Origin of the sequence: Microbacterium hominis, assembly GCF_013282805.1 — a bacterium.
GTDB lineage: Bacteria > Actinomycetota > Actinomycetes > Actinomycetales > Microbacteriaceae > Microbacterium > Microbacterium hominis_B.
In genome coordinates this window covers 2,783,590-2,803,959 of the sequence record NZ_CP054038.1, presented here as the reverse complement: position 1 = coordinate 2,803,959, position 20,370 = coordinate 2,783,590, and the positions used below count along the sequence as shown (strand labels likewise).

Below are 20,370 nucleotides of genomic sequence, written 5' to 3'. Positions count from 1 at the left end.
CCCCCGGATGGGCCGCCCGGCCCTTCCGACACCAAGAGAAACACGAAGGAAGACACCCATGAACAAGAAGCTCGGAGCCCTCGCGCTCGTCGGCGCTTCGGCTGTTGTCCTCGCCGGTTGCGCCGGCGGCACTGCGGCCGCCCCCGAAGAGCCGGAGACCGGCGAGCTGACGGTGTGGCTGGTCGGCACCGACACGCCGCAGACGGCGCGCGACTACCTCGTCGAGACCTTCGCCGACGAGAACGAGGGCTGGACCCTCAACATCGAGGAGAAGACCTGGGACGACGTGTCGAACACGTACACCGCGGCGCTCGCCTCCAACGACGCGCCCGACGTGGTCGAGGTCGGCAACACCCAGGCGCTCGGCTTCGCCGACGCGGGCCTGTTCGCCTCGCTGAGCGACATCGAGGGTGACCTCGGCGAGCTCGTCGGCGGTCTGGTCGACGCCGGCACCTACGACGGCGAGCTGTACGCCGCGCCGTACTACGCCGGTGGCCGCATCGTCTTCTACACCCCGCAGATCGTCGGCGACACCCTGCCGGCGACCCTCGAGGAGTACGTCGCCAAGGGCAAGGAGCTCAAGACCGACACGGTCTCGGGCATCTTCGCCCCCGGCAAGGACTGGTACAACGCGCTTCCCTACGTGTGGGCGCACGGCGGCGAGATCGCGGTCCAGGACGGCGACACCTGGGACGCCCAGTTCTCCAGCGACGAGAGCCTCGAGGGACTCGAGATGCTGCAGGACGTCTACCTGAACGCCTCGGCTGCTCCGACCGACGGCAACGAGCGTCTCGGCAACATCGCGTTCTGCGCGGGCGAGGTCGGCTTCCTCTCGACCCCGGCGTGGGCCGAGGGCAACCTCACCGGCGCCTGGCCGTGGGGTGACAAGGCTAAGGGCGAAGAGGTCTCGCAGGGCTGCCCCGACACCTACGCGAGCGACCTGAACGCGTTCGCGCTCCCGGGCATGGAGGAGGGCACCACCGCCCCGATCTTCGCCGGTGGCTCGAACATCGCCGTCACCACGAAGAGCGACGCCCCCGAGAAGGCCAAGTCGGCCCTCAAGATCATGCTCTCGGCCGGCTACCAGGAGCTGCTCGCGGCCCAGGGTCTGGTCCCGGGTCTGGTCGAGGCCGCCTCGGCTCTGCCCGACACACCGTCGGCCAAGGCTCAGGGTGAGGCGCTCGCCAACTCGAAGGGCACCCCGGCCAGCCCGAAGTGGTCCGAGGTCGAGGCTGCGCAGCTCATCCCCGACGCGCTCGTGAAGATCGCGCAGGGCGGCGACGTCGCGGCGATCGCGGCCGAGCTCGACGAGGCGATCGAAGCCATCCTCAACGACTGATCTCTCGTGCGAGGGCTCCGGGATCCCCCCGGCCCGGAGCCCTCGCCGAGACCGTTCCTCTCGTGCCCGCCAGGCGGCAGCCGGCTGGCGGGCACCAGGAGACCGGTCTTCTCCCACACCCCCTACATCGCATGGCACGTTCGACGTGCCCGCACACCCGACGAATCCCCCCCATCAGAGAGGAGGCGACATGAGCGAGACAGCCACCGCGATCCGTGCGACGGGCTCCCGGAGCTCCAAGAAGGAAGCCCCCACCACCCGTGAGAAGGCGCGTGCCCGACGTGACGCCCGCACCGCCTGGGCACTCCTCGGCCCGTCCCTGATCGTCCTCGCCGTCATGGTCGGCTACCCGGCCTTCACGATGGTCTGGCAGTCCTTCACCGACTTCACGGTGAAGGACGACGTGCTCGGCGTCGCGCCCGACTTCATCGGCTTCGAGAACTACATCGACCTGTTCACGCAGTCGGACTTCCCGGCCGTGCTCATGCGCAGCCTCGGGCTCATGGTCGTGCTCACGGTGCTGATCATCTTCTTCGGCGTGCTCGTCGCGGTGCTCATGATGCGCCTCAGCCGCGCGTGGCGCATCACCGTCTCGATCGGCCTGCTGCTGGCCTGGGCGATGCCGCCGCTGGCCGCCACGGTCGTGTGGGGCTGGATCTTCGACACCCAGTACGGCGTCGTGAACTGGGCCCTGAACGCGATCACCGGCACCAACGACTGGACCAACCACAGCTGGCTCGAGATTCCGCTGTCGTTCTTCTTCGTGCTCACGATCATCATCGTGTGGCAGGGCGTGCCGTTCGTGGCCTTCACCACCTACGCCGGCCTCGGCCAGGTGCCCGCCGAGGTGCTCGAGGCATCGTCGCTCGACGGCGCCACCGGCATCCAGCGGTTCCGCCTGGTGGTCTTCCCGTACCTGCGCAACATCCTCACCGTCGTGCTGGTGCTCCAGATTATCTGGAACCTCCGCATCTTCACGCAGGTGTACGCGCTGCAGGAGCGCGGCGGCGTGGCATCCGAGACGAACGTGCTCGGCACGTACCTGTTCCGCCAGGGCATCGGCGAGTTCGGCGCGACCGCGGCGATCGGTGTCTTCATGGTCATCCTGCTGCTCGTCCTGTCGATGGGCTATGTCCGCACCACGCTCAAGGAGGAGGAGCTGTGAGCACTCAGGTTTCCGCCGGCACGCAGCTCGGCACCGTCGGCGTCGATGAGATCATCGGCGAGGTCGGCCAGGTCAAGACCCCCAAGCGCGGATCGATCGACGCGCGCCGCCCGTCGTCGCGGCGCGTCGTCATCCGCACGCTCCTGAACATCGCGGCCGCGATCGTCTTCGCCTGCTCGATCTTCCCGGTCTACTGGATGGTCAACCTGTCGTTCACCCGCAACGACCAGATCATCAGCCGCGACCCCGATCTGCTCCCGTTCGAGTTCACGCTCAACAACTACGTCACGGCGTGGAGCCGTGAGGCGGCGCCGGGCCAGACCGACTTCACCCACGCGCTGGCGACGACGGTGACGATCACCGCGGGCGTGCTGATCGCCACCCTGCTGTTCGCGTTCCTGGCATCCATCGCGGTCGCCCGCTTCGCGTTCAAGGGTCGCAAGACCTTCATCATCGCGGTCCTCGTCGTGCAGATGATCCCCGGCGAAGCGATGATGTTCACGATCTACGGCATGCTCGACGACTGGCGACTGGTGAACACCATGCTGGGTCTGGGCATCGTGTACGTGGCATCCGTCATCCCCTTCACGATCTGGACGCTCCGCGGATTCGTCGCCGGCGTCCCCGCCGACCTCGAAGAGGCCGCGATGATCGATGGCTGCACCAAGTCGCAGGCGTTCTGGAAGGTGACCTTCCCGCTCCTGGCCCCGGGCCTGGTCTCGACCGGCATCTTCGCCTTCATCCAGGCGTGGAACGAGTTCACGATGGCGCTGCTGCTCATGCGCGGCTACAACCTGACCCTCATGCCCTGGCTCATGGCCTTCACCTCGTCGTCGGCATCGGGCTCGGTCAACTGGGGCGCGGTCATGGCCGGCGCCACGATGATCTCGATCCCGGTGATCATCTTCTTCCTGATCGTCCAGGGCCGCATGACCGGCGGACTCGTCTCCGGGGCGGTCAAGGGCTGATGCGCGGGCTGGACATCGCCGCCTCCCGTGGGGAGGGCGGCTCATGAGGGTGGGCTTGGACGTCGGCGGCACCAAGACCGACGCGGTCGTCGTCGACGATGCCGGCACCATCGCGGCGCGGCTGCGACTGCCGACCGGCTGGGGACCTGCAGCCGTCGCCGACACGGTCGCGACCGCTGTCGACGCGCTGCGCCGCGAGCCGGGAGTGGATGCCGCAGCCCTCCGCTCGGTCGGGATCGGCATCCCGGGCCAGGTGGAGCCGGGCACCGCGCGCGTCGTGCACGCGGTGAACCTCGGCGTCGAGGAGCTCGATCTGGAAGCAGCGGTGGGGGAGCGCCTGGCGCTGCCGGTCTCGGTCGAGAACGACGTGAAGGCCGCCGCCCTCGGCGCCGACGCGCTGCACCGCGCGGCCGGCCGCGAAGTGGCATCCATGGCGTATCTCAACCTCGGCACGGGGGTCGCCGCCGGCATCGTCACCGACGGCATCCTGTGGCGCGGCTCGCGCGGCACCGCCGGCGAGGTCGGCCACATATCGGTCGATCCGGCCGGGCCCCTGTGCCGGTGCGGGCAGCGCGGGTGCATCGAGGCCTTCGCGGGTGGCGGTGCCCTCGCGCAGCGCTGGGCCCAGAGCGCCGACTATCCGGTGCTCGCCGTGTTCGATGCGGCCGACGCCGGCGACCCGCTCGCCCGGGAGCTGCGCGCCGGGCTCGCCCGCGGTGTCGCCGCCGCGGTGCGGGTGCTCGTGCTCACGGCCGATGTCGACACCGTCGTCCTCGGCGGAGGGCTGACCGCGCTCGGCGACCGGCTCATGGCGCCGGTGCGGGCGGAGCTCGCCGAAAGCGCCGCGGCCTCGCCGTTCATGCGCTCCCTGCGCTTGACTGAGCGCGTCGAGATCCTGCCGACCGGCTCGGCCGCGGCGGCGATCGGCGCGGCGCTGGTCGGCGCCGCGCGGGAGACCGAGGAGGTGCTCGCCCATGGCTGAAGTCGTGATCGTGAAGGATGCCGCGGCGGCCGGCGCGCTGGTCGCCGAGGAGATCGTTCGCCTCGTGCGCGCGGATCCGGAGGTCGTCCTCGGTCTCGCGACGGGTTCGACGCCCCTGCCGGTGTACGAGGCCCTGCGCCCCCGCCTCGACGGCGTCGACGTGTCGCGCGTGCGCGGCTTCGCGCTCGACGAGTACGTGGGCATCGATCCCGCGCACCCGGAGAGCTACCGCTCGGTGATCACCCGTGAGGTCGTGGAGCCGCTCGGGCTCGACCCGGCGCGCATCCGCACGCCCGACGGGTCTCCCGACGGCATCGAGCACCACGGCGACGACTACGAGGCGGCGATCCGGGCGGCGGGCGGCATCCACCTGCAGATCCTGGGGATCGGCACCGACGGGCACATCGGCTTCAACGAACCGGGGTCGTCGTTCGCCTCGCTCACGCGCGTGAAGACGCTGACCGAGCGGACCCGCCTGGACAACGCCCGGTTCTTCGACGCCATCGACGACGTGCCCCGGCACTGCATCACGCAGGGCCTCGGCACGATCCTGCGTGCGCGCCACCTCGTGCTGCTCGCCTTCGGCGAGGGCAAGGCCGACGCGGTCGCCGGCGCCGTGGAGGGACCGCTGAGCGCGTCGCTGCCGGGGTCCGCGATCCAGCTGCACCCGCACGCGACCGTCGTCGTCGACGAGGCGGCCGCGTCACGGCTGGAGCACGCCGACTACTACCGCTACACCTTCGAGAACAAGCCGGAGTGGCAGGGGCTGTAGCCCGCGCCCCCGCGCCCCCGCGCTCAGCGCGGCGCCGCGAACACCTTGCCGGGGTTCAGGATGCCGAGCGGGTCGAACACCCGCGCGACCTGACGCTGCAGCTCCCACTGATCGTCGCCGAGCTCGTCGACCAGCCACCGGCGCTTGAGCACGCCGACGCCGTGCTCGCCGGTGAGGGTTCCGCCCAGCCGCAGCGCGGCGCGGAAGAGGTCGTCGGCGGCCTCCCAGATGTGCGGCGGCACCTCCACCGCGCCGGCGGCTCCGGGCGCGGCGTCGAAGATGAAGTTGGGGTGGAGGTTGCCGTCGCCGGCGTGGGCGACGGTGGGGATGGTGAGCCCGTGCTCGCGCTCGACGCGCGCGATCTCGTCGAACATGGCCGGCAGGGCGCTGCGGGGCACCGACACGTCCTCGATGAGGGTGGTGCCCAGGCGCTCCATGGCGGGATGCATCGCGCGGCGGATCGCGAGCAGACGCTCGCCCTCCTCGCGATCGTGCGAGATGGCCACGGTGCCGCCGGCCGTCCGCAGCACCTCGGCGATCGCGGCGGCCTCCGCCACGGCGGCTGGACCATCGGTCTGCAGGGTGAGCTGGGCGGCGCCGGGGGCGGGCCGGGCGAGGGAGAGCAGGTCGTGCACGGCGGCGAGGGCCGCGGCATCCATCAGCTCCATGATCGCCGGCTGGGCGCCGGACGCGGTGACCGCGGCGGAGGCGCGTGCCGCGGTGCGGACATCGGGGAAGACGGCGGTGAGCGTGCAGACCTCGCCGGCGACGAGGCGGCGCAGCTTCAGGGTCGCGCCCACGACGACCCCCAGCACGCCCTCGGAGCCGATCACGAGCGAGGTGAGATCGAGCCCGGTCACGCCCTTCACCGTGCGGTGGCCGAGGTGCAGCAGGCGACCGTCGGCCAGCACGAGGTCGACGCCGAGCACCGCGTCGCGCACGACGCCGTACTTGGCGCACAGGAGGCCGCCGGCGCCGGTGGCGATGTTTCCGCCGACCGTGGAGATCGCGCGGCTGGCGGGATCGGGAGCCCACCACAGGTCGTGCACGGCGAGGGCGGCGTTGAGGTCGCCGTTGAGGATGCCCGGCTCGACGACCGCGAGGAGATCGTCGGGCCGCACCTCGAGGAGGCGATCCATGCGTCGAAGCGACAGGGCGATCTCCCCCTCGCCCGCGTTCGCGCCGCCGGCCAGACCCGTTCCCGCACCGCGGGTGACCACCGGGGTGCGGGTGGCCGAGGCGATCCGCAGCACGGTCTGCACGTCAGCGACCGACTCGGCGTGCACGACGGCGAGGGGGATGCCGGCGGCGGCGTGGCCGGACTTGTCGGCGCGCGCTCGCTCGCGTTCCGCGAGGGTCGTGTCGACGCGCTCGCCGAGATCGGCCCGCAGGAGGGCGACGACGTCGGCGGCGGCTGCGGTCACGCGAAGCGGCGCCGGCCCGCGATGACGCCGACCGTCACGGCGATGACGGCGAAGACCAAGCCGATCCACGCCTGGCCGAGGCTCCACCACGCCATCGTCGCCGACGCGTAGACGAGGAGTTCGACGAACGCGCGCACGAACGGGTGCACGGCGAAGACCGCGCGCGGGGAGACGAACAGCGCCCACACGAGGATCGCCACGACGGGGGCGGCGATGCCGACCACGATGTTCCACGGGAACGGCCACGCCACGAAGCCCCAGAAGGCCAGGGTGCCGAACGCGAAGAGCTCGCACACGAAGGCCAGCACATCGATCGCCGACAGCGGGGCGCGCATGCCCGGGGCGGGCGATGCGGAGGCGGCGGAGGGGGTCTCGGGCATGGCCTCCAGTCTACGTCGGGCGGCCGGATGCCCCGACGTCGGCGCCCGGCGCCGGGCGCATCCTTCGCTCAGGGGAGGGCGTCGATGATCTCGCGCAGATCGACCAGGTCGCTCAGGTTCGCCCGGGCGGCCGCGCCGACGCGGGTGCCGGTCGTGTACCGCAGCTCCAGCGCGCTGTCGGTGAGCAGCTGCGCCGTCGTCGGCCGCAGCACGACCACGCCCGTGCCGGCGTCATCGAGCGTGAGCACATCGCGCTCCGAGCCCGCGAACTTGACCCGTACGAGGGCGCCGGGCTCGCCGGACACCTCGATCACGACGATCAGCTGCGAATCCTCGACCGACGTCGTGGCCGCGCCGATCAGCGGGGCGCCGGCGGGCAGGCCCGTCGCGGCATCCTCCTCGGGGCCTCCGGACGGGGCGGCGGGGTCGCTCGGCGGTGCGGGATCGACGGGCGCATCCGGACCGCCCGGGTCGACCGGGTCGGGGTCGACGGGGTCGACCGGGTCGGGGTCGGCGGGGTCGACCGGGTCGGGGTCGGCGGGGTCGACCGGCGCCGACGGCTCCTCCGCGGCCGGCGGGGCGACCGGCTCGTCGGTGCGGGGATCGGCGGCGCGCGCCCCCGCGTCGGCGACGGGATCGTCGCCCGGGGCGGGGGTCGTGACGGGCGGAGCGGGAGCGGTGATCGGGGGCGTCGGCAGTTCGTCGACGGGGACGCCGTCGGCGCCCGACGACACGGGCGCATCGCCCAGCACCGCGTTCGGCGCGCCGCGCTCGGCGGCGGAGGCGCCCGCGGCGTCGGATGACGTCGGCGGCGCCAGGAGCCCCGGCAGCATCACAGCGCCGGCGACAACGGTGCCCACGACCACGAGGCCGGCGGCCACCAGGCCTGCCGAGGCCGCCACTCCCGACAGCGCACCGCCGGTCGCGGTGGCCCCCGCGGCGGCCGAGCTCGAGCCGGCTCCCGCCGCGGCGCCCGAGCCCGACGCGGCCCCGGGAGACGCGCCGACCGCGCCGTCGATCACGGTCCCGGGCATCGCGGCCAGGGCGATCAGCGGCACGCCCCCGCCCTGCAGCGACGCGAGGTAGCCGGCGGTGCCGGCGACGCCGACCGTCAGCGGGAGCAGCACGAGGGCGAGACGGTGCGAGACCTCCTTCGCCTCGCCGGCGACGATCGCGCAGCGCGCGCATTCGGCGAGGTGCTCATCGAGGCGACGGCGGTCGCGGCGGCCGACGTTCTCGCGCGCATAGGCGCCCAGCCGCTCGATGGTCCACTGGCACTGCGACCCGTCCGCCACGCTGCGCAGGTGGGCCTGGATCCACGCCTCGCGGAGGCCCTCCCGCGCGCGGAACGCCAGCTGCGCGACGGCGCTCGCCTTCATCCCGAGCAGCGGCGCGATCTCGGCCGGCTTCATCTGCTCGATCTCGGTGTACCAGAGCACCTCCTGCCATCGCGAGGGGAGGCTGCGGAAGGCGCTGTGGGTGAGGCTGCGGTCCAGTGCCTCGGAGGTCGCCTGCTCGGTCGTGGACGGGTCTTCGACGGCATCCAGCGTCTCGATCGTGGTCTCGCGGTTCGATCGCCCCCACGAGGCGGCCGTGTTGCGGATGCTCGTGAACAGGTAGGCGCGGAACGACCCCGTCGGCCCGCCCCCGCGCTGGATCGACTGGTAGATGCGCGTGTACGCCTCCTGCACGAGGTCGTCGGCGTCGAGGGTCGAGGTCACCGAGCGGGCAACGGTGATGCCGGAGCGGTAGTGGCGGCGCCACAGCTCGCCGAACGCGTCGCTGTCGCCCGAACGCGTGCGAAGGACGAGATCGGCGTCGCCGAGGTCGGCGGGCGCGACGCTCTCGCGCGGGAGTTCCTGCGTCATCGATGTCTCCGGACGTGGACGGTTTCGGCCGGCGCACGCCGGTCCTGCCCATGAGACGCGCAAAGCCGGGGGTCATCACGCGATCGGTCCATTCTCACGGTTCGCACCCGGTTTCACCACCCGTGCGACCGTGTGCCGTCGCATCGAGACCGATCCGGAACTTTCTCGCAGGAATTCTGCGAACTCGCGTAATGGATCGGCTGCCACCGCATCTCATGATCAGAGGATCACAGGCCCGCCGCCCCGTCGGGGGGACGGGAGCCGGGTGGGCAGCCGACGTCGGTCGCCCAGCGGGTCCGGGGATGTCTCGGGGGAGGGATCTCCGGCCCGCGAACCTCTCAGGGGATGCGGCCGCTGCATGGTGGGGGATGCAGCGGCCGCCGCCCCCCCGGATGGGGCGGTTCAGACCGCGTCGCCGTCGGCCCACACGCCCCGCACGCCGAGTCCCGCGTCCAGCAGCACCGCGTCGGCGCGGGCGCCCGGGGAGAGCCGACCGATGTCGTCGCGACCGATCGCGCGCGCCGGGGTGCGGGTGAGCGCCGCGACGGCCGCCGGCAGGGCGACGCCCGCCGCCACGACGACCCGCAGCGCGGCGTCCTGCGTCAGCGTGGACCCCGCGATCGCGCCGCCCTCGACCAGGCGCGCCACGCCGTCGTCCACGCTCACCTCCAGGCCGCCCAGCAGGTAGCGCCCGTCGTCGGCGCCGGCGGCGGCCATGGCGTCGGTCACGAGCGCGATCCGGCCCGGCGCCGCGTCGAAGGCGACCGCGATGAGGGCGGGATCGACGTGCACGCCGTCGGCGATGATCTCCAGCACCACACGCGGGTCGCGCAGCGCCGCGACCACCGGGCCGGGAGCGCGGTGGTGGATGCCGGGCATCGCGTTGAACGCATGCGTGAGCAGGCTCGCCCCGGCGTCGAAGGCGGCCCGCGCCGTGTCGGCGTCGGCGTCGGTGTGGCCGACGGCCACCACCACGCCCGCCGCGCGCAGGCGCTCCAGCCCCGCCCCGGCACCCGGACGCTCGGGGGCGAGCGTGACCTGCACGAGGGTGCCGCGCGCGGCATCCACGAGTCGGTCGATGGCGACGGGGGTCGGATCGACGAGCAGCCCCTCGGTGTGCGCGCCTTTGTGGCCCGGGTCGAGGAAGGGCCCCTCGAGGTGCGAGCCGAGGATCTGGGGGTCGTGGGCGGCGAGCCCGGCCACCACGCCCACCCGCTCGACGAGGTCGTCGACCGAGGCGGTCACCAGCGAGACCACCGCACGGGTCGTGCCGTGCGCACGGTGCAGCGCCCGGGCGGCGCGGATCGCGTCGGCGCCCTCGTCGTACGACGCGCCGGCGCCGCCGTGGCCGTGCAGGTCGATGAAGCCGGGCGTGAGGATCGCCCCGGGGCCGGCGAGCGCGCGGGCGTCGATCACCGTTGTCGCGGCGGGCGCGGCATCCCTCCCGCTCTCGCCGTCGCCGACGGCGGCGACCCGGCCGTCGGCGAACAGCACCCACCCGTCGTCGGTCACCCGCCCGTCGTCGACGAGTCGCGCCGAGTGGATGAGGGTGGCGCTCACTCGGCCGCCCAGTCGATCTCGTCGGAGGGGTGGAAGCCGATGCCGAGCGCCCGCCACAGGGGAGCGAGGCCGCCGACGCGTGCGCGGAAGGACTCCCACGTGCGCAGCTCGCTCGCACCGGTCGCGGGCGACCAGGCCGCCTCGGCGGCCGAGGCGATACGGGGGAAGGCGAGTTCGTCGATGTCGGCGGCGGTGCGGACCGTCTCGGTCCACAGGGGCGCCTCGACACCGAGGATGTCGTCGTCGCCGACGCCCTCGATGATCGCGGCGGGCTCCCACTCGTACGAGCGGCGCACGCTCGTCACGCCGTGGGCCCACACCAGCCCGAGCGGCGAGTCGGCGGAGTGCTTCATGTCGAGGTAGATCGCGTCGGCGGGCGAGAGGATGAGGCCCGCGCCCGCGCGCACGAAGGCGCGCGCCTTCTCATCCATGCCGTCGGTGGGAGTGACGAAGCCCCAGTACTGGCCGACCGTGTCGGGGTGCAGGCCCGCCGCCGCCCCGGCCTCGTGCCACGCGATCGGCGTCTTGCCGAGGTCGGCGATGATCTCGCTGGCGCGCGAGACGAAGGTCGCGAAATCGTCGGGGTCGGTGCCCAGCGCCTCGTCGCCGCCCAGATGCAGATAGGGCCCCGGGGTCAGGGCGGTGAGCTCGCCGAACACGTCGGCGACGAAGTCGTACGTGGCCTCGTCGTGGATGCGCAGCGACGAGAAGCCGACGGCCATGCCGTCGTAGGGCACGCCCGGCGTCGGCAGCTGACCGCCGTACTGCTGCAAGATCTCGTGGATGTGCTCGCTCAGCACCGGCTTCTCGACCAGCTCGGGGTACGCGAGTCCGACGGCGTGGGTGTGCCCGGGCATGTCGATCTCGGGCACGACGATCATGTGGCGGGATGCCGCGTGCGCGACGATCCGGCGGTAGTCGTCCTTCGTGAAGAAGCCGCCGGGGTCGCCGCCGACCGACGTGCTCGTCGCCTTCTCGGTGAGCGCCGGACGGGAGTCGAGGTGGATGCGCCAGCCCTGGTCGTCGGTGAGGTGCAGGTGCAGCGCGTTGAACTTCAGGCTCGCGGCGCGGTCGATGTAGTCGGTGACCGTCTCGACGGCGTGGAAGTGGCGCGCGACGTCGAGCATGACGCCGCGGTAGGCGAAGCGCGGGGCATCGTCGATCTCGACGGGGGGAACGGTCCAGGCGTCGCCGGAGCGGGCGATCAGCTGCGCCAGAGTGTGCACGCCGTAGAAGAGGCCGGCTGCGTCGGCGCCGACCACGGTCACCGTTCCGGCGCTCACCGAGAGCCGGTACGACTCGGCGGGGCCCCCGGGCTCGACGCGGAGGGCGATCGCGCCGGTGTCGGAGGAGCCCGCGGTGGCGGTGAGCTCGAGACCGGTGCGCGCGGCGACCAGGTCCGCCAGCTGAGCCCCGGCCGCCGCGTCGCCGATGACCGCGACGGCACCGGTGAGGGCGAACGGGGCGCCGTCCGCGACGGCCAGCGACGCGGGAGCGGGGACGACCGGAAGGTGCGGCACGGATCCTCCTAGTAAAGAGTCCTAACAAAATGCGTCCGGCCAGCCTATCGCGCCGATCGCCCGCGGCGCGAGGGTGCGGATCCGGTATGCTCGCAGGGTCGCGACTGGCGTTGAGGTGGGGAACCACCGGGGAGCGACCGACAACGGCATTCGACCGCACGCCTGGGCCGATGTTCACCCGCTCCCGCGCTGCGGGCGTCCGAATCCAGCCGTCGTCAGGAGATCGTCATGACAGATCCGTACTTCAACGCCCCGCTCGCCGAGGTCGACCCCGAGATCGCGGAGGTGCTCGAGCGCGAGCTGAACCGCCAGCGCGGCTTCCTCGAGATGATCGCGTCCGAGAACTTCGTTCCGGTCTCGGTGCTGCAGTCGCAGGGTTCGGTGCTCACCAACAAGTACGCGGAGGGCTACCCCGGCCGCCGCTACTACGGCGGCTGCGAGGAGGTCGACGTCGCCGAGGAGCTCGCGATCGCCCGCGCCAAGGAGCTGTTCGGCGCCGAGTACGCCAACGTGCAGCCCCACTCCGGCGCCTCCGCCAACGCCGCCGTGCTGCACGCGATCGCGCGCCCCGGCGACACGCTGCTGGGTCTGTCGCTGGATCAGGGCGGCCACCTCACGCACGGCATGAAGATCAACTTCTCCGGGCGCCTCTACAACATCGTTGCGTACGGCGTGAACCCCGAGACCAGCATCATCGACATGGACGAGGTGCGGCGCCTGGCCCTCGAGCACCAGCCGAAGGTCATCATCGCGGGCTGGTCGGCCTACCCGCGCCAGCTCGACTTCGCCGCGTTCCGCGCGATCGCCGACGAGGTCGGCGCCCTGCTGTGGGTCGACATGGCGCACTTCGCCGGTCTCGTGGCGGCGGGCCTGCACCCCTCGCCCGTGCCGTACGCCGACGTCGTGTCGTCGACCGTGCACAAGACCATCGGCGGACCGCGTTCGGGCTTCATCCTCACCAACGACGCCGACATCGCCAAGAAGATCAACTCCGCCGTCTTCCCCGGGCAGCAGGGCGGCCCGCTCATGCACGTCATCGCCGCGAAGGCGACCGCGTTCAAGCTCGCCGGCACCCCCGAGTTCCGGGAGCGCCAGGAGCGCGTGGTGCGCGGCGCCGCGCTGCTGGCCGATCGCCTCTCGCAGCAGGACGTGAAGGATGCCGGCGTCGCGGTGCGCTCGGGCGGCACCGACGTGCACCTCGTGCTCGTCGACCTGCGCGAGGCCGCCATCGACGGCAAGCAGGCCGAGGACCTCCTGCACGAGATCCACATCACCGTCAACCGCAACGCCGTGCCGAACGACCCGCGCCCGCCGATGGTCACCTCGGGCCTGCGCATCGGCACGCCCGCGCTCGCGACGCGCGGATTCGGCGACGCCGAGTTCGCCGAGGTCGCCGACGTGATCGCCCTCGCGCTGCAGCCCGGCGCCGACCTCGACGCGCTGCGCGCCCGCGTCGACGCGCTCGCCGCCGCCTTCCCGCTCTACCCCGGCCTGCAGCAGTAACGCCGCGCGCGGCATCCATCTGTCATCACTTACGCCGAGACCCGGATTCCCGGGTGAGACCCACGCCGCCGCCGGCGGGTCTCGCCCGCGGAGTCGGGTCTCGGCATCGGGAGGAACCATGACTGCGACCAAGCTCGACGGCCGCGCGGCCGCGGCCGCCATCCAGGACGAGCTGCGCGAGCGCGTGGCAGCGCTCAAGGACCGCGGCGTGACGCCGGGCATCGCGACGGTGCTCGTGGGCGCCGACCCGGCGTCGCAGCTGTACGTCGGCATGAAGCACCGCCAGTCCGAGGCGGTGGGCATGAACTCGATCCAGCGCGAACTGCCCGCCGACGCGACGCAGGCCGAGGTCGAGGCGCTGATCGACGAGCTCAACGCCGACCCGGCGTGCCACGGCTACATCGTGCAGCTGCCGCTGCCGAAGCACCTCGACACCGATGCGATCCTCGAGCGGATCGATCCTGCGAAGGATGCCGACGGGCTGCACCCCACGAACCTCGGCCGCCTCGTGCTGAACGTCAATGCGCCGATCACGACGCCGCTGCCGTGCACGCCGCGCGGCGTGATCGAGCTGCTCGTGCGCAACGGCTACGACCTGAACGGCAAGAACGTCGTCGTGGTGGGCCGCGGCGTGACGATCGGCCGCTCGATCGGGCTGCTGCTGACCCGCCGCCAGTACAACGCGACCGTGACGCTCACCCACACCGGCACCGTCGATCTCGGTGCGCACCTGCGCGAGGCGGACGTGATCGTGGCCGCGGCCGGGGTGAAGCACATCGTGCGCGCGGAGGACGTGAAGCCGGGTGCCGCCGTGCTCGATGTCGGCGTCACGCGCGAGGACGACCCCGAGACCGGCAAGGCCAAGGTCTTCGGCGACGTGCACCCCGATGTCGCCGAGGTGGCCGGCTGGCTCTCGCCGAACCCCGGCGGGGTCGGTCCGATGACGGTCGCCCTGCTCATGACGAACGTCGTCGAGGCGGCCGAGCGCGCCACCGCCTGACGGAGGCCGTCAGCTCTTGCCGAGGTCGTCGAGCATGCGCCGCTGCTCGTCGGTGAGGCCGTCGTGCAATTCGCGCCGGCCCGCGTCCGCCTCCGGGCTCGGGACGGCGGGTGCGGCATCCGTCTCACCGGCGACCCGGCCGCCGGCGGCCTTGTCGTACAGGGCGCTCGCCTGCGCCTCCAGGCGGTCGACGATCACGGCGTACACCGCCCAGCCGATCAGCAGGATGACCGGCGGCAGCACCCAGCCCCAGAACGAGCCGAAGAACCCGCCGCCGACGCTCACCCCCGACAGCAGCACCAACGCGACCCACACGATCAGCGCGACGCTGAACGTGAGGAAGGCCTCGACGAGCCACTCGCCCGCGCGCGTGCGCCGGTTCGCCGACTTCGCCGCCATCGAGCGGAACCACCTCTCGACGAGCGGCTTGATCCACACCACGATCGCGGTGAGCAGGATCCCCGCCCACAGCGCCGACCAGCCGACGCGCGCGGGCGTCAGCCATCCGATGAGCAGCAGCACGATCACGTTGAACGCCAGGAGCGAGCCGAAGCGAACGATCCACTTCTTCATGGGATTCACTGTGCCACGTCGCGGCCGCGGCGGCGCCGTTCGCTACGCGATCGAGACCAGACGGTCGAGGTCGTCTCCGGGGAGGTCGTCGACGGTGGCGGTCACGGTGACGGCGCCCAGGTCGGCGCGGCCGGACATCACGGTGAGGAACGCCGTGTCGGCCGCATCCCTCCCCGTCGCCACCCGCAGCAGCGACGACCGCGGGGCGAGGGTGGTCGCATCGACCGCCCGCCACCCGCCGTTGACCCACGCCTCGGCGACCGCGTGGAAGTCCATCGGGTCGAGCCCGGGCGCGTAGACGGCGACGACGCGGGCGGGCACGCCGAGGCTGCGCAGCAGCGCGACGCACAGGTGCGCGTAGTCGCGGCAGACGCCCTGGCGGGCCAGGAGCGTGCGCGTCGCGCCGTCGGTGGGCAGCGATGACCCCGGCACGTACGACAGATGCGTGCCGACCCACGACGACACCGCGCGCAGCAGGTCGGCGCGATCATCGATGCCGGCGAACTCCGAGGCCGCAGTGGGGGCGAGCGCGTCGGACTCGGCGTAGCGGCTCGGCCGCACGTACGTGACCAGATCGGCCTCGTTCGCGATCGCGGTCTCGCCGGCGCCCAGCACGAGAGCGCTGTAGTCGACCACGAGCTCGCCCGGCGCGCTGCGCAGCCGGTGGAGGCGGGTGCCGTGCGCGTCGGGGAACTCGTGCACCCGCACCGGCCGGCCATCGAGGGTGGCCGTGAACGACTCGCGGCTGGGCGTGTAGTGGCCGGACACGGCGATGGCGAACACGAGATCGGCGTCTTCCGACACGGACAGGGTGACGCGGCTCGAGACTTCTCTGCGCATGCGCCCCAGACTGGCACCGGCGCGCCGCGCGCGCGAATCCCGGTCGAGGGCTTGACAGCCCTCGACCGGGGTCAGTACGAGGTGCGCGCCGGTCCGTCGTCGGGGGTCACCCACCGCGCCGCGAGGGCTTCGGAGCCCCGCGCGAGCAGGGCGACGTCGGCGCCCACGAGCACGAAGGAGGCGCCCGCGTCGAGGTAGTCCCGTGCGGCGGCCGGGTCGAAGGCGTTCACGCCGACGGGCTTGCCGGCCGCGCGCACGGCGTCGAACGCGCGTCGCACGGCCGCGACGACGTCGCGGTGGGTCTGCTGCCCCAGCAGACCCAGGGATGCCGCGAGGTCGGATGGTCCGACGAACACCCCGTCCACCCCGTCGACGGCGGCGATCTCGGCGGCGGCCTCCACCGCGGCGGCGGTCTCGACCTGCACGAACAGCGACACGTGGTCGTCGGCGTTCTCCAGGTACCCGTCGACCCGGTTCCACCGCGCCGACCGCGCCAGTGCCGAGCCGACCCCGCGCCTGCCGCGCGGGGGATAGCGCACGGCGGCGACGGCGGCTGCGGCATCCGCTGCGCTGTCGACCATCGGCACCAGCACGTTCTGCGCTCCGAGATCGAGCACCTGCTTGAGCGTCACGGGGTCGCCGATCGGCACCCGCACCACCGGGGTGATCGGATAGGCGGCGACCGCCTGGAGCTGGGCGAGGGTGGATGCGAGGTCGTTCGGGGAGTGCTCCATGTCGATGAGCAGCCAGTCCAGCCCCGAACCCGCGCAGATCTCGGCGACCAGCGCCGAGCCCGAGCACGCCCACATTCCGGCGAGCGGCCGTTCGGCGGCGGCGAGTCGGTCGCCGAAGGTCGGGCTCAGACGAAGCGGCATTCGATCACTCCCATGGGTCCGTAGTCGCACAGCACGCTATCGCCCCGCGACACCCACATGGGGCGCGTGAACGACCCGGCGAGGATGATCTCGCCCGCCTCCAGGCGCGCGCCGTGGGCAGCGAACTTGTTCGCCAGCCATGCGACGCCGGTCGCCGGGTGCCCGAGCACGCCGGCGGCCACGCCCGTCTCCTCGATCTCGCCGTTGCGGGAGAGCACTCCGGGCACCCAGCGCAGGTCGATCTCGTCGGGGCGCTTGCGCACGTCGCCGAGCACCATCGCGCCGTACGCGGCGTTGTCGCTGATCGTGTCGACGATCGTTCGGCCCTCGAGCTCGATGTGCGAGTTGAGGATCTCCAGCGCCGGCACCGCGTAGTCGATCGCGGCGAGGGCGTCCTCGAGCGTGCAGTCCGGGCCCTCCAGCGGCGCCTTCAGCACGAACGCCAGTTCGACCTCGATGCGCACGTTCGAGAAGAGATCGACGGAGATCTCGTCGCCCGACGCGTACACGGTGTCGTCGAACATCACCCCGTAGTCCGGCTCGGTGATGCCCGTCGCCTGCTGCATCGCCTTGCTGGTGAGCCCGATCTTGCGGCCCACCAGGCGCCTTCCCGACGCGACCATGCGGTCGCGCCACACACCCTGGATGGCGTACGAGTCCTCGACCGTCGCCTCCGGGTGCCGCGCCGTGATGCGCGGAATCACCCCGTGCGCGCGGTCGGCCTCGGCGAGCTCGGCGGCGAGCTGCTCGATCACTTCGGGGGCAGCATCCACCCTCTCCTTCAGTCGGTGCTGTGTGTCTCGTTCGGTGTCTCGGTCCGCCGCTCCGCTGTCACGATCTGCGACCGAAGTCGCGCTTCGTGACAGCGGAGCGGCGGGCGCCGGGGTCAGAGCTGGTTGCCGAGCTTGTACTCGGGCATCGAGTCCTCGCCGGCGCGCGTGTACGAGAAGCCGTCGGCGCCGATGGTCACCGCCATCTCGCTGGAGTCGGTGCGGGCCACGACCGGCTGCGGGTTGCCGTCGAGGTCGAGCACGAGGGATGCCTCGGTGTACCACGATGGCACGACGGGGTTCCCCCACCAGTCGCGGCGCTGGTTGTCGTGCACGTCCCACGTGACGACGGGGTTGTCGGGGTCGCCGGTGTAGTAGTCCTGCGTGTAGATCTCGACGCGGTGTCCGTCGGGGTCGCGCAGGTACAGGTAGAACGCGTTGCTCACGCCGTGGCGGCCGGGGCCGCGCTCGATCGCGTCGGAGCGGCGGAGGGCCCCGAGCTTGTCGCAGATGGCGAGGATGTTGTGCTTCTCGTGCGTGGCGAACGCGACGTGGTGCATGCGCGGCCCGTCGCCGCCGGTCATGGCGGTGTCGTGCACGGTGGGCTTGCGGCGCATCCACGCGGCGTACACGGTGCCCTCGTCGTCCTGGATGTCCTCGGTCACGCGGAACCCGAGGTCCTGCATGAACTTCACCGCGCGGGGCACGTCGGGGGTGACCTGGTTGAAGTGGTCGAGGCGCACCAGCTCGCCGGGGGTGTGCAGGTCGTAGCGCCACGACAGCCGCTCGACGTGGGTGACGTCGTGGAAGAACTCGTACGGGAAGCCGAGCGGGTCGGTCACGCGCACCGAGTCGCCGATGCCCTCGGTGAAGCCGGCGGGGTTGCGACGCACGTCGCAGCCGAGCTCGCGGTAGAACGCCTCGGCCTTGTCGAGGTCCTCCGGGGTGCGCACGCGGTACGAGAACGCCGCGACCGCCGCGACCGAGCCCTGGCGCAGCACGAGGTTGTGGTGGATGAACTCCTCCGTTGAACGGAGGTAGACGTTCGACTCGTCCTCGGTGGTGACGTACAGGCCCAACACGTCGACGTAGAACTCGCGGGATGCCGCCAGGTCGGTGACGACGAGCTCCATGTACGCGCAGCGCAGGATGTCGGGCGCGGGGCTCTGCGGGGTCGGCACCGGGTTGTCGGTGTGGATCGGCGCCTCCTGGCTCACGAAGAAGCCGGAGGAGGTGCGGGTCATGTCGTTGCGGTCGGTCATGTCAGCGTCCTTGCTTGCGTGGGTCGATCAGTGGGATGCCGGCGCGCCGGCCTTCCCGAAGGTGGGGTTGTGGACCTTGCCGAGCGTGATGTGCACGGCCTGCTGGTCGGTGTAGAAGTCGATCGAGCGGTAGCCGCCCTCGTGGCCGAGGCCGGAGGCCTTGACGCCGCCGAACGGGGTGCGGAGGTCGCGCACGTTGTTGGAGTTCAGCCACACCATGCCGGCCTCGATGGCCTGCGAGAAGTTGTGGGCGCGCTTGAGGTCGTTGGTCCACACGTAAGCGGCGAGGCCGTACTTCACACCGTTGGCGAGCTCCAGCGCCTCCTCGTCGGTGTCGAACGGCGTGATCGCCACGACGGGGCCGAAGATCTCCTCCTGGAAGATGCGGGCGTCGGGCGCCACGTCGGCGAAGACCGTGGGCCGCACGAAGTTGCCCGTCTCGAAGCCCTCGGGGCGGTCGCCGCCGGCGACGAGGCGCGCCTCGCCCTTGCCGATCTCGATGTAGGACATCACCTTGTCGAAGTGCTCGGGGTGAACGAGCGCGCCCACCTCGGTGGCGGGATCGTGCGGGTGCCCGACGACGACCCGGTCGGCCTGCTCGGCGTAGCGGCGCACGAACTCGTCGTACACCGGGCGCTCCACCAGGATGCGGGAGCCCGCGGTGCAGCGCTCGCCGTTGAGCGAGAAGACGCCGAAGATCGTCGCGTCGATCGCGGCATCCAGGTCGGCGTCGGCGAACACGACCGCGGGGGACTTGCCGCCGAGCTCCATCGACAGGCCCTTCAGGAACGGCGCCGCGTTGCCGAAGATGATCTGGCCGGTCCGGCTCTCGCCGGTGAACGAGATGAGGGGGACGTCGGGATGCTTCACCAGAGCGTCTCCGGCGTCTTCGCCGAGTCCGTTGACGAGGTTGAACACGCCCTGCGGCAGGCCCGCCTCCTCGAAGATGCCGGCCCACAGCGACGCCGACAGCGGCGTGAACTCGGCGGGCTTGAGCACCACGGTGTTGCCGGTGGCCAGCGCCGGGGCGAGCTTCCACGACTCGAGCATGAACGGCGTGTTCCACGGCGTGATCAAGCCCGCGACGCCGATCGGCTTGCGGTTCACGTAGTTGATCTGGCGGCCGGGCACCTTGTAGGTGTCGTCGGCCTGCGCCACGATCAGGTCGGCGAAGAACCGGAAGTTCTCGGCGGCGCGGCGCGCCTGGCCGAGCGCCTGCGTGATCGGCAGGCCGGAGTCGAACGACTCCAGCTCGGCCAGCCGCGCGTCGCGCGACTCCACGATGTCGGCGATGCGGTGCAGCACGCGCGAGCGCTCGCGCGGCAGCATCCGCGGCCAGGGGCCGTCGGTGAAGGCGCGGCGGGCGGCGGCGACGGCGGCGTCGATGTCGGCCTTCTTGCCGGCGGCGGCCTGCAGATAGGTCTCGTTCGAGACCGGGTCCAGCACGTCGAAGGTGTCGCCGTCGATCGAGTCGACGAACGCGCCGTCGATGTAATGCTGGATGCCGCCCGGCAGATCGGCGGGCACGTGTCGCTGCGTCGCGATGGTGGCGGTGTCGGTCATGGTGTC

18 protein-coding genes and 1 riboswitch are annotated in these 20,370 nt (G+C 72.0%); of the genes, 7 read left to right on the top strand and 11 right to left on the bottom strand.

Annotated features, from left to right (window positions below; all coding sequences use genetic code 11):
• Nucleotides 1–58: 58 nt before the first annotated feature.
• The 5 genes from HQM25_RS12720 to HQM25_RS12700 all read left to right on the top strand — a co-directional run bounded on the left by HQM25_RS12720 (nt 59) and on the right by HQM25_RS12700 (nt 5,226).
• Nucleotides 59–1,339: an extracellular solute-binding protein gene (locus tag HQM25_RS12720; RefSeq protein WP_172990572.1), complete on the top strand. Its 1,281-nt coding sequence runs from the start codon at nt 59–61 to the stop codon at nt 1,337–1,339.
• Nucleotides 1,340–1,529: 190 nt separating this feature from the next.
• Nucleotides 1,530–2,504 carry a carbohydrate ABC transporter permease gene (locus tag HQM25_RS12715; RefSeq protein WP_172990571.1) on the top strand — a complete coding sequence of 325 codons (975 nt, stop codon included), beginning with the start codon at nt 1,530–1,532 and terminating at the stop codon, nt 2,502–2,504.
• A complete protein-coding gene (locus HQM25_RS12710; RefSeq protein WP_172990570.1) occupies nt 2,501–3,472 on the top strand; it encodes a carbohydrate ABC transporter permease in 972 nt (323 codons plus the stop codon). The genes HQM25_RS12715 and HQM25_RS12710 overlap by 4 nt, the downstream gene beginning before the upstream one ends.
• 43 nt (nt 3,473–3,515) lie before the next feature.
• Nucleotides 3,516–4,454 carry an ROK family protein gene (locus HQM25_RS12705; RefSeq protein ID WP_172990569.1) on the top strand — a complete coding sequence of 313 codons (939 nt, stop codon included), beginning with the start codon at nt 3,516–3,518 and terminating at the stop codon, nt 4,452–4,454.
• Nucleotides 4,447–5,226 (top strand): glucosamine-6-phosphate deaminase, encoded by a 780-nt coding sequence (locus HQM25_RS12700; protein ID WP_172990568.1) that lies wholly within the window; start codon nt 4,447–4,449, stop codon nt 5,224–5,226. Before HQM25_RS12705 ends, HQM25_RS12700 begins: the two co-directional genes overlap by 8 nt.
• 23 nt (nt 5,227–5,249) lie before the next feature.
• Here the strand turns inward: HQM25_RS12700 and HQM25_RS12695 are convergent, their stop codons facing one another.
• From HQM25_RS12695 to HQM25_RS12675, 5 genes are all read right to left on the bottom strand, one after another.
• A complete protein-coding gene (locus HQM25_RS12695) occupies nt 5,250–6,650 on the bottom strand; it encodes an FAD-binding oxidoreductase (protein ID WP_172990567.1) in 1,401 nt (466 codons plus the stop codon).
• Nucleotides 6,647–7,030 carry a YrdB family protein gene (locus HQM25_RS12690; protein WP_172990566.1) on the bottom strand — a complete coding sequence of 128 codons (384 nt, stop codon included), beginning with the start codon at nt 7,028–7,030 and terminating at the stop codon, nt 6,647–6,649. Before HQM25_RS12690 ends, HQM25_RS12695 begins: the two co-directional genes overlap by 4 nt.
• A 68-nt stretch (nt 7,031–7,098) precedes the next feature.
• Nucleotides 7,099–8,898, bottom strand: coding sequence for a sigma-70 family RNA polymerase sigma factor (locus tag HQM25_RS17970; RefSeq protein ID WP_172990565.1), 1,800 nt, complete (start codon nt 8,896–8,898; stop codon nt 7,099–7,101).
• A gap of 402 nt (nt 8,899–9,300) precedes the next feature.
• Nucleotides 9,301–10,458, bottom strand: a complete 1,158-nt coding sequence (gene nagA / locus HQM25_RS12680) for an N-acetylglucosamine-6-phosphate deacetylase (protein ID WP_172990564.1) — start codon at nt 10,456–10,458, stop codon at nt 9,301–9,303.
• Complete coding sequence (locus HQM25_RS12675; protein WP_172990563.1) at nt 10,455–11,978, bottom strand: beta-N-acetylhexosaminidase; 1,524 nt, start codon at nt 11,976–11,978, stop codon at nt 10,455–10,457. Before HQM25_RS12675 ends, nagA begins: the two co-directional genes overlap by 4 nt.
• 90 nt (nt 11,979–12,068) lie before the next feature.
• A riboswitch (ZMP/ZTP riboswitch) is annotated at nt 12,069–12,153 on the top strand.
• Between the two features lie 53 nt (nt 12,154–12,206).
• Here HQM25_RS12675 and glyA point away from each other — a divergent pair.
• Together glyA and HQM25_RS12665 are read left to right on the top strand one after the other, a co-directional pair.
• Nucleotides 12,207–13,481: a serine hydroxymethyltransferase gene (gene glyA, locus HQM25_RS12670; RefSeq protein WP_172990562.1), complete on the top strand. Its 1,275-nt coding sequence runs from the start codon at nt 12,207–12,209 to the stop codon at nt 13,479–13,481.
• Between the two features lie 118 nt (nt 13,482–13,599).
• Complete coding sequence (locus tag HQM25_RS12665) at nt 13,600–14,481, top strand: bifunctional methylenetetrahydrofolate dehydrogenase/methenyltetrahydrofolate cyclohydrolase (protein ID WP_172990561.1); 882 nt, start codon at nt 13,600–13,602, stop codon at nt 14,479–14,481.
• 9 nt (nt 14,482–14,490) lie between these two features.
• Here HQM25_RS12665 and HQM25_RS12660 read toward each other — a convergent pair whose 3' ends face one another.
• The 6 genes from HQM25_RS12660 to hpaE form a co-directional block, all read right to left on the bottom strand.
• Complete coding sequence (locus tag HQM25_RS12660; RefSeq protein WP_172990560.1) at nt 14,491–15,054, bottom strand: hypothetical protein; 564 nt, start codon at nt 15,052–15,054, stop codon at nt 14,491–14,493.
• A 42-nt stretch (nt 15,055–15,096) separates the two neighbouring features.
• Nucleotides 15,097–15,894 (bottom strand): transglutaminase-like domain-containing protein, encoded by a 798-nt coding sequence (locus HQM25_RS12655; protein ID WP_172990559.1) that lies wholly within the window; start codon nt 15,892–15,894, stop codon nt 15,097–15,099.
• Nucleotides 15,895–15,965: 71 nt separating this feature from the next.
• Nucleotides 15,966–16,769 (bottom strand): aldolase/citrate lyase family protein, encoded by an 804-nt coding sequence (locus tag HQM25_RS12650; RefSeq protein ID WP_172990558.1) that lies wholly within the window; start codon nt 16,767–16,769, stop codon nt 15,966–15,968.
• A complete protein-coding gene (locus tag HQM25_RS12645; protein ID WP_172990557.1) occupies nt 16,754–17,542 on the bottom strand; it encodes a 2-keto-4-pentenoate hydratase in 789 nt (262 codons plus the stop codon). The genes HQM25_RS12650 and HQM25_RS12645 overlap by 16 nt, the downstream gene beginning before the upstream one ends.
• Nucleotides 17,543–17,655: 113 nt before the next feature.
• A complete protein-coding gene (hpaD, locus tag HQM25_RS12640; protein WP_172990556.1) occupies nt 17,656–18,801 on the bottom strand; it encodes a 3,4-dihydroxyphenylacetate 2,3-dioxygenase in 1,146 nt (381 codons plus the stop codon).
• 27 nt (nt 18,802–18,828) lie between these two features.
• Nucleotides 18,829–20,364 carry a 5-carboxymethyl-2-hydroxymuconate semialdehyde dehydrogenase gene (gene hpaE, locus HQM25_RS12635; protein ID WP_172990555.1) on the bottom strand — a complete coding sequence of 512 codons (1,536 nt, stop codon included), beginning with the start codon at nt 20,362–20,364 and terminating at the stop codon, nt 18,829–18,831.
• Between the last annotated feature and the right edge of the window lie 6 nt (nt 20,365–20,370).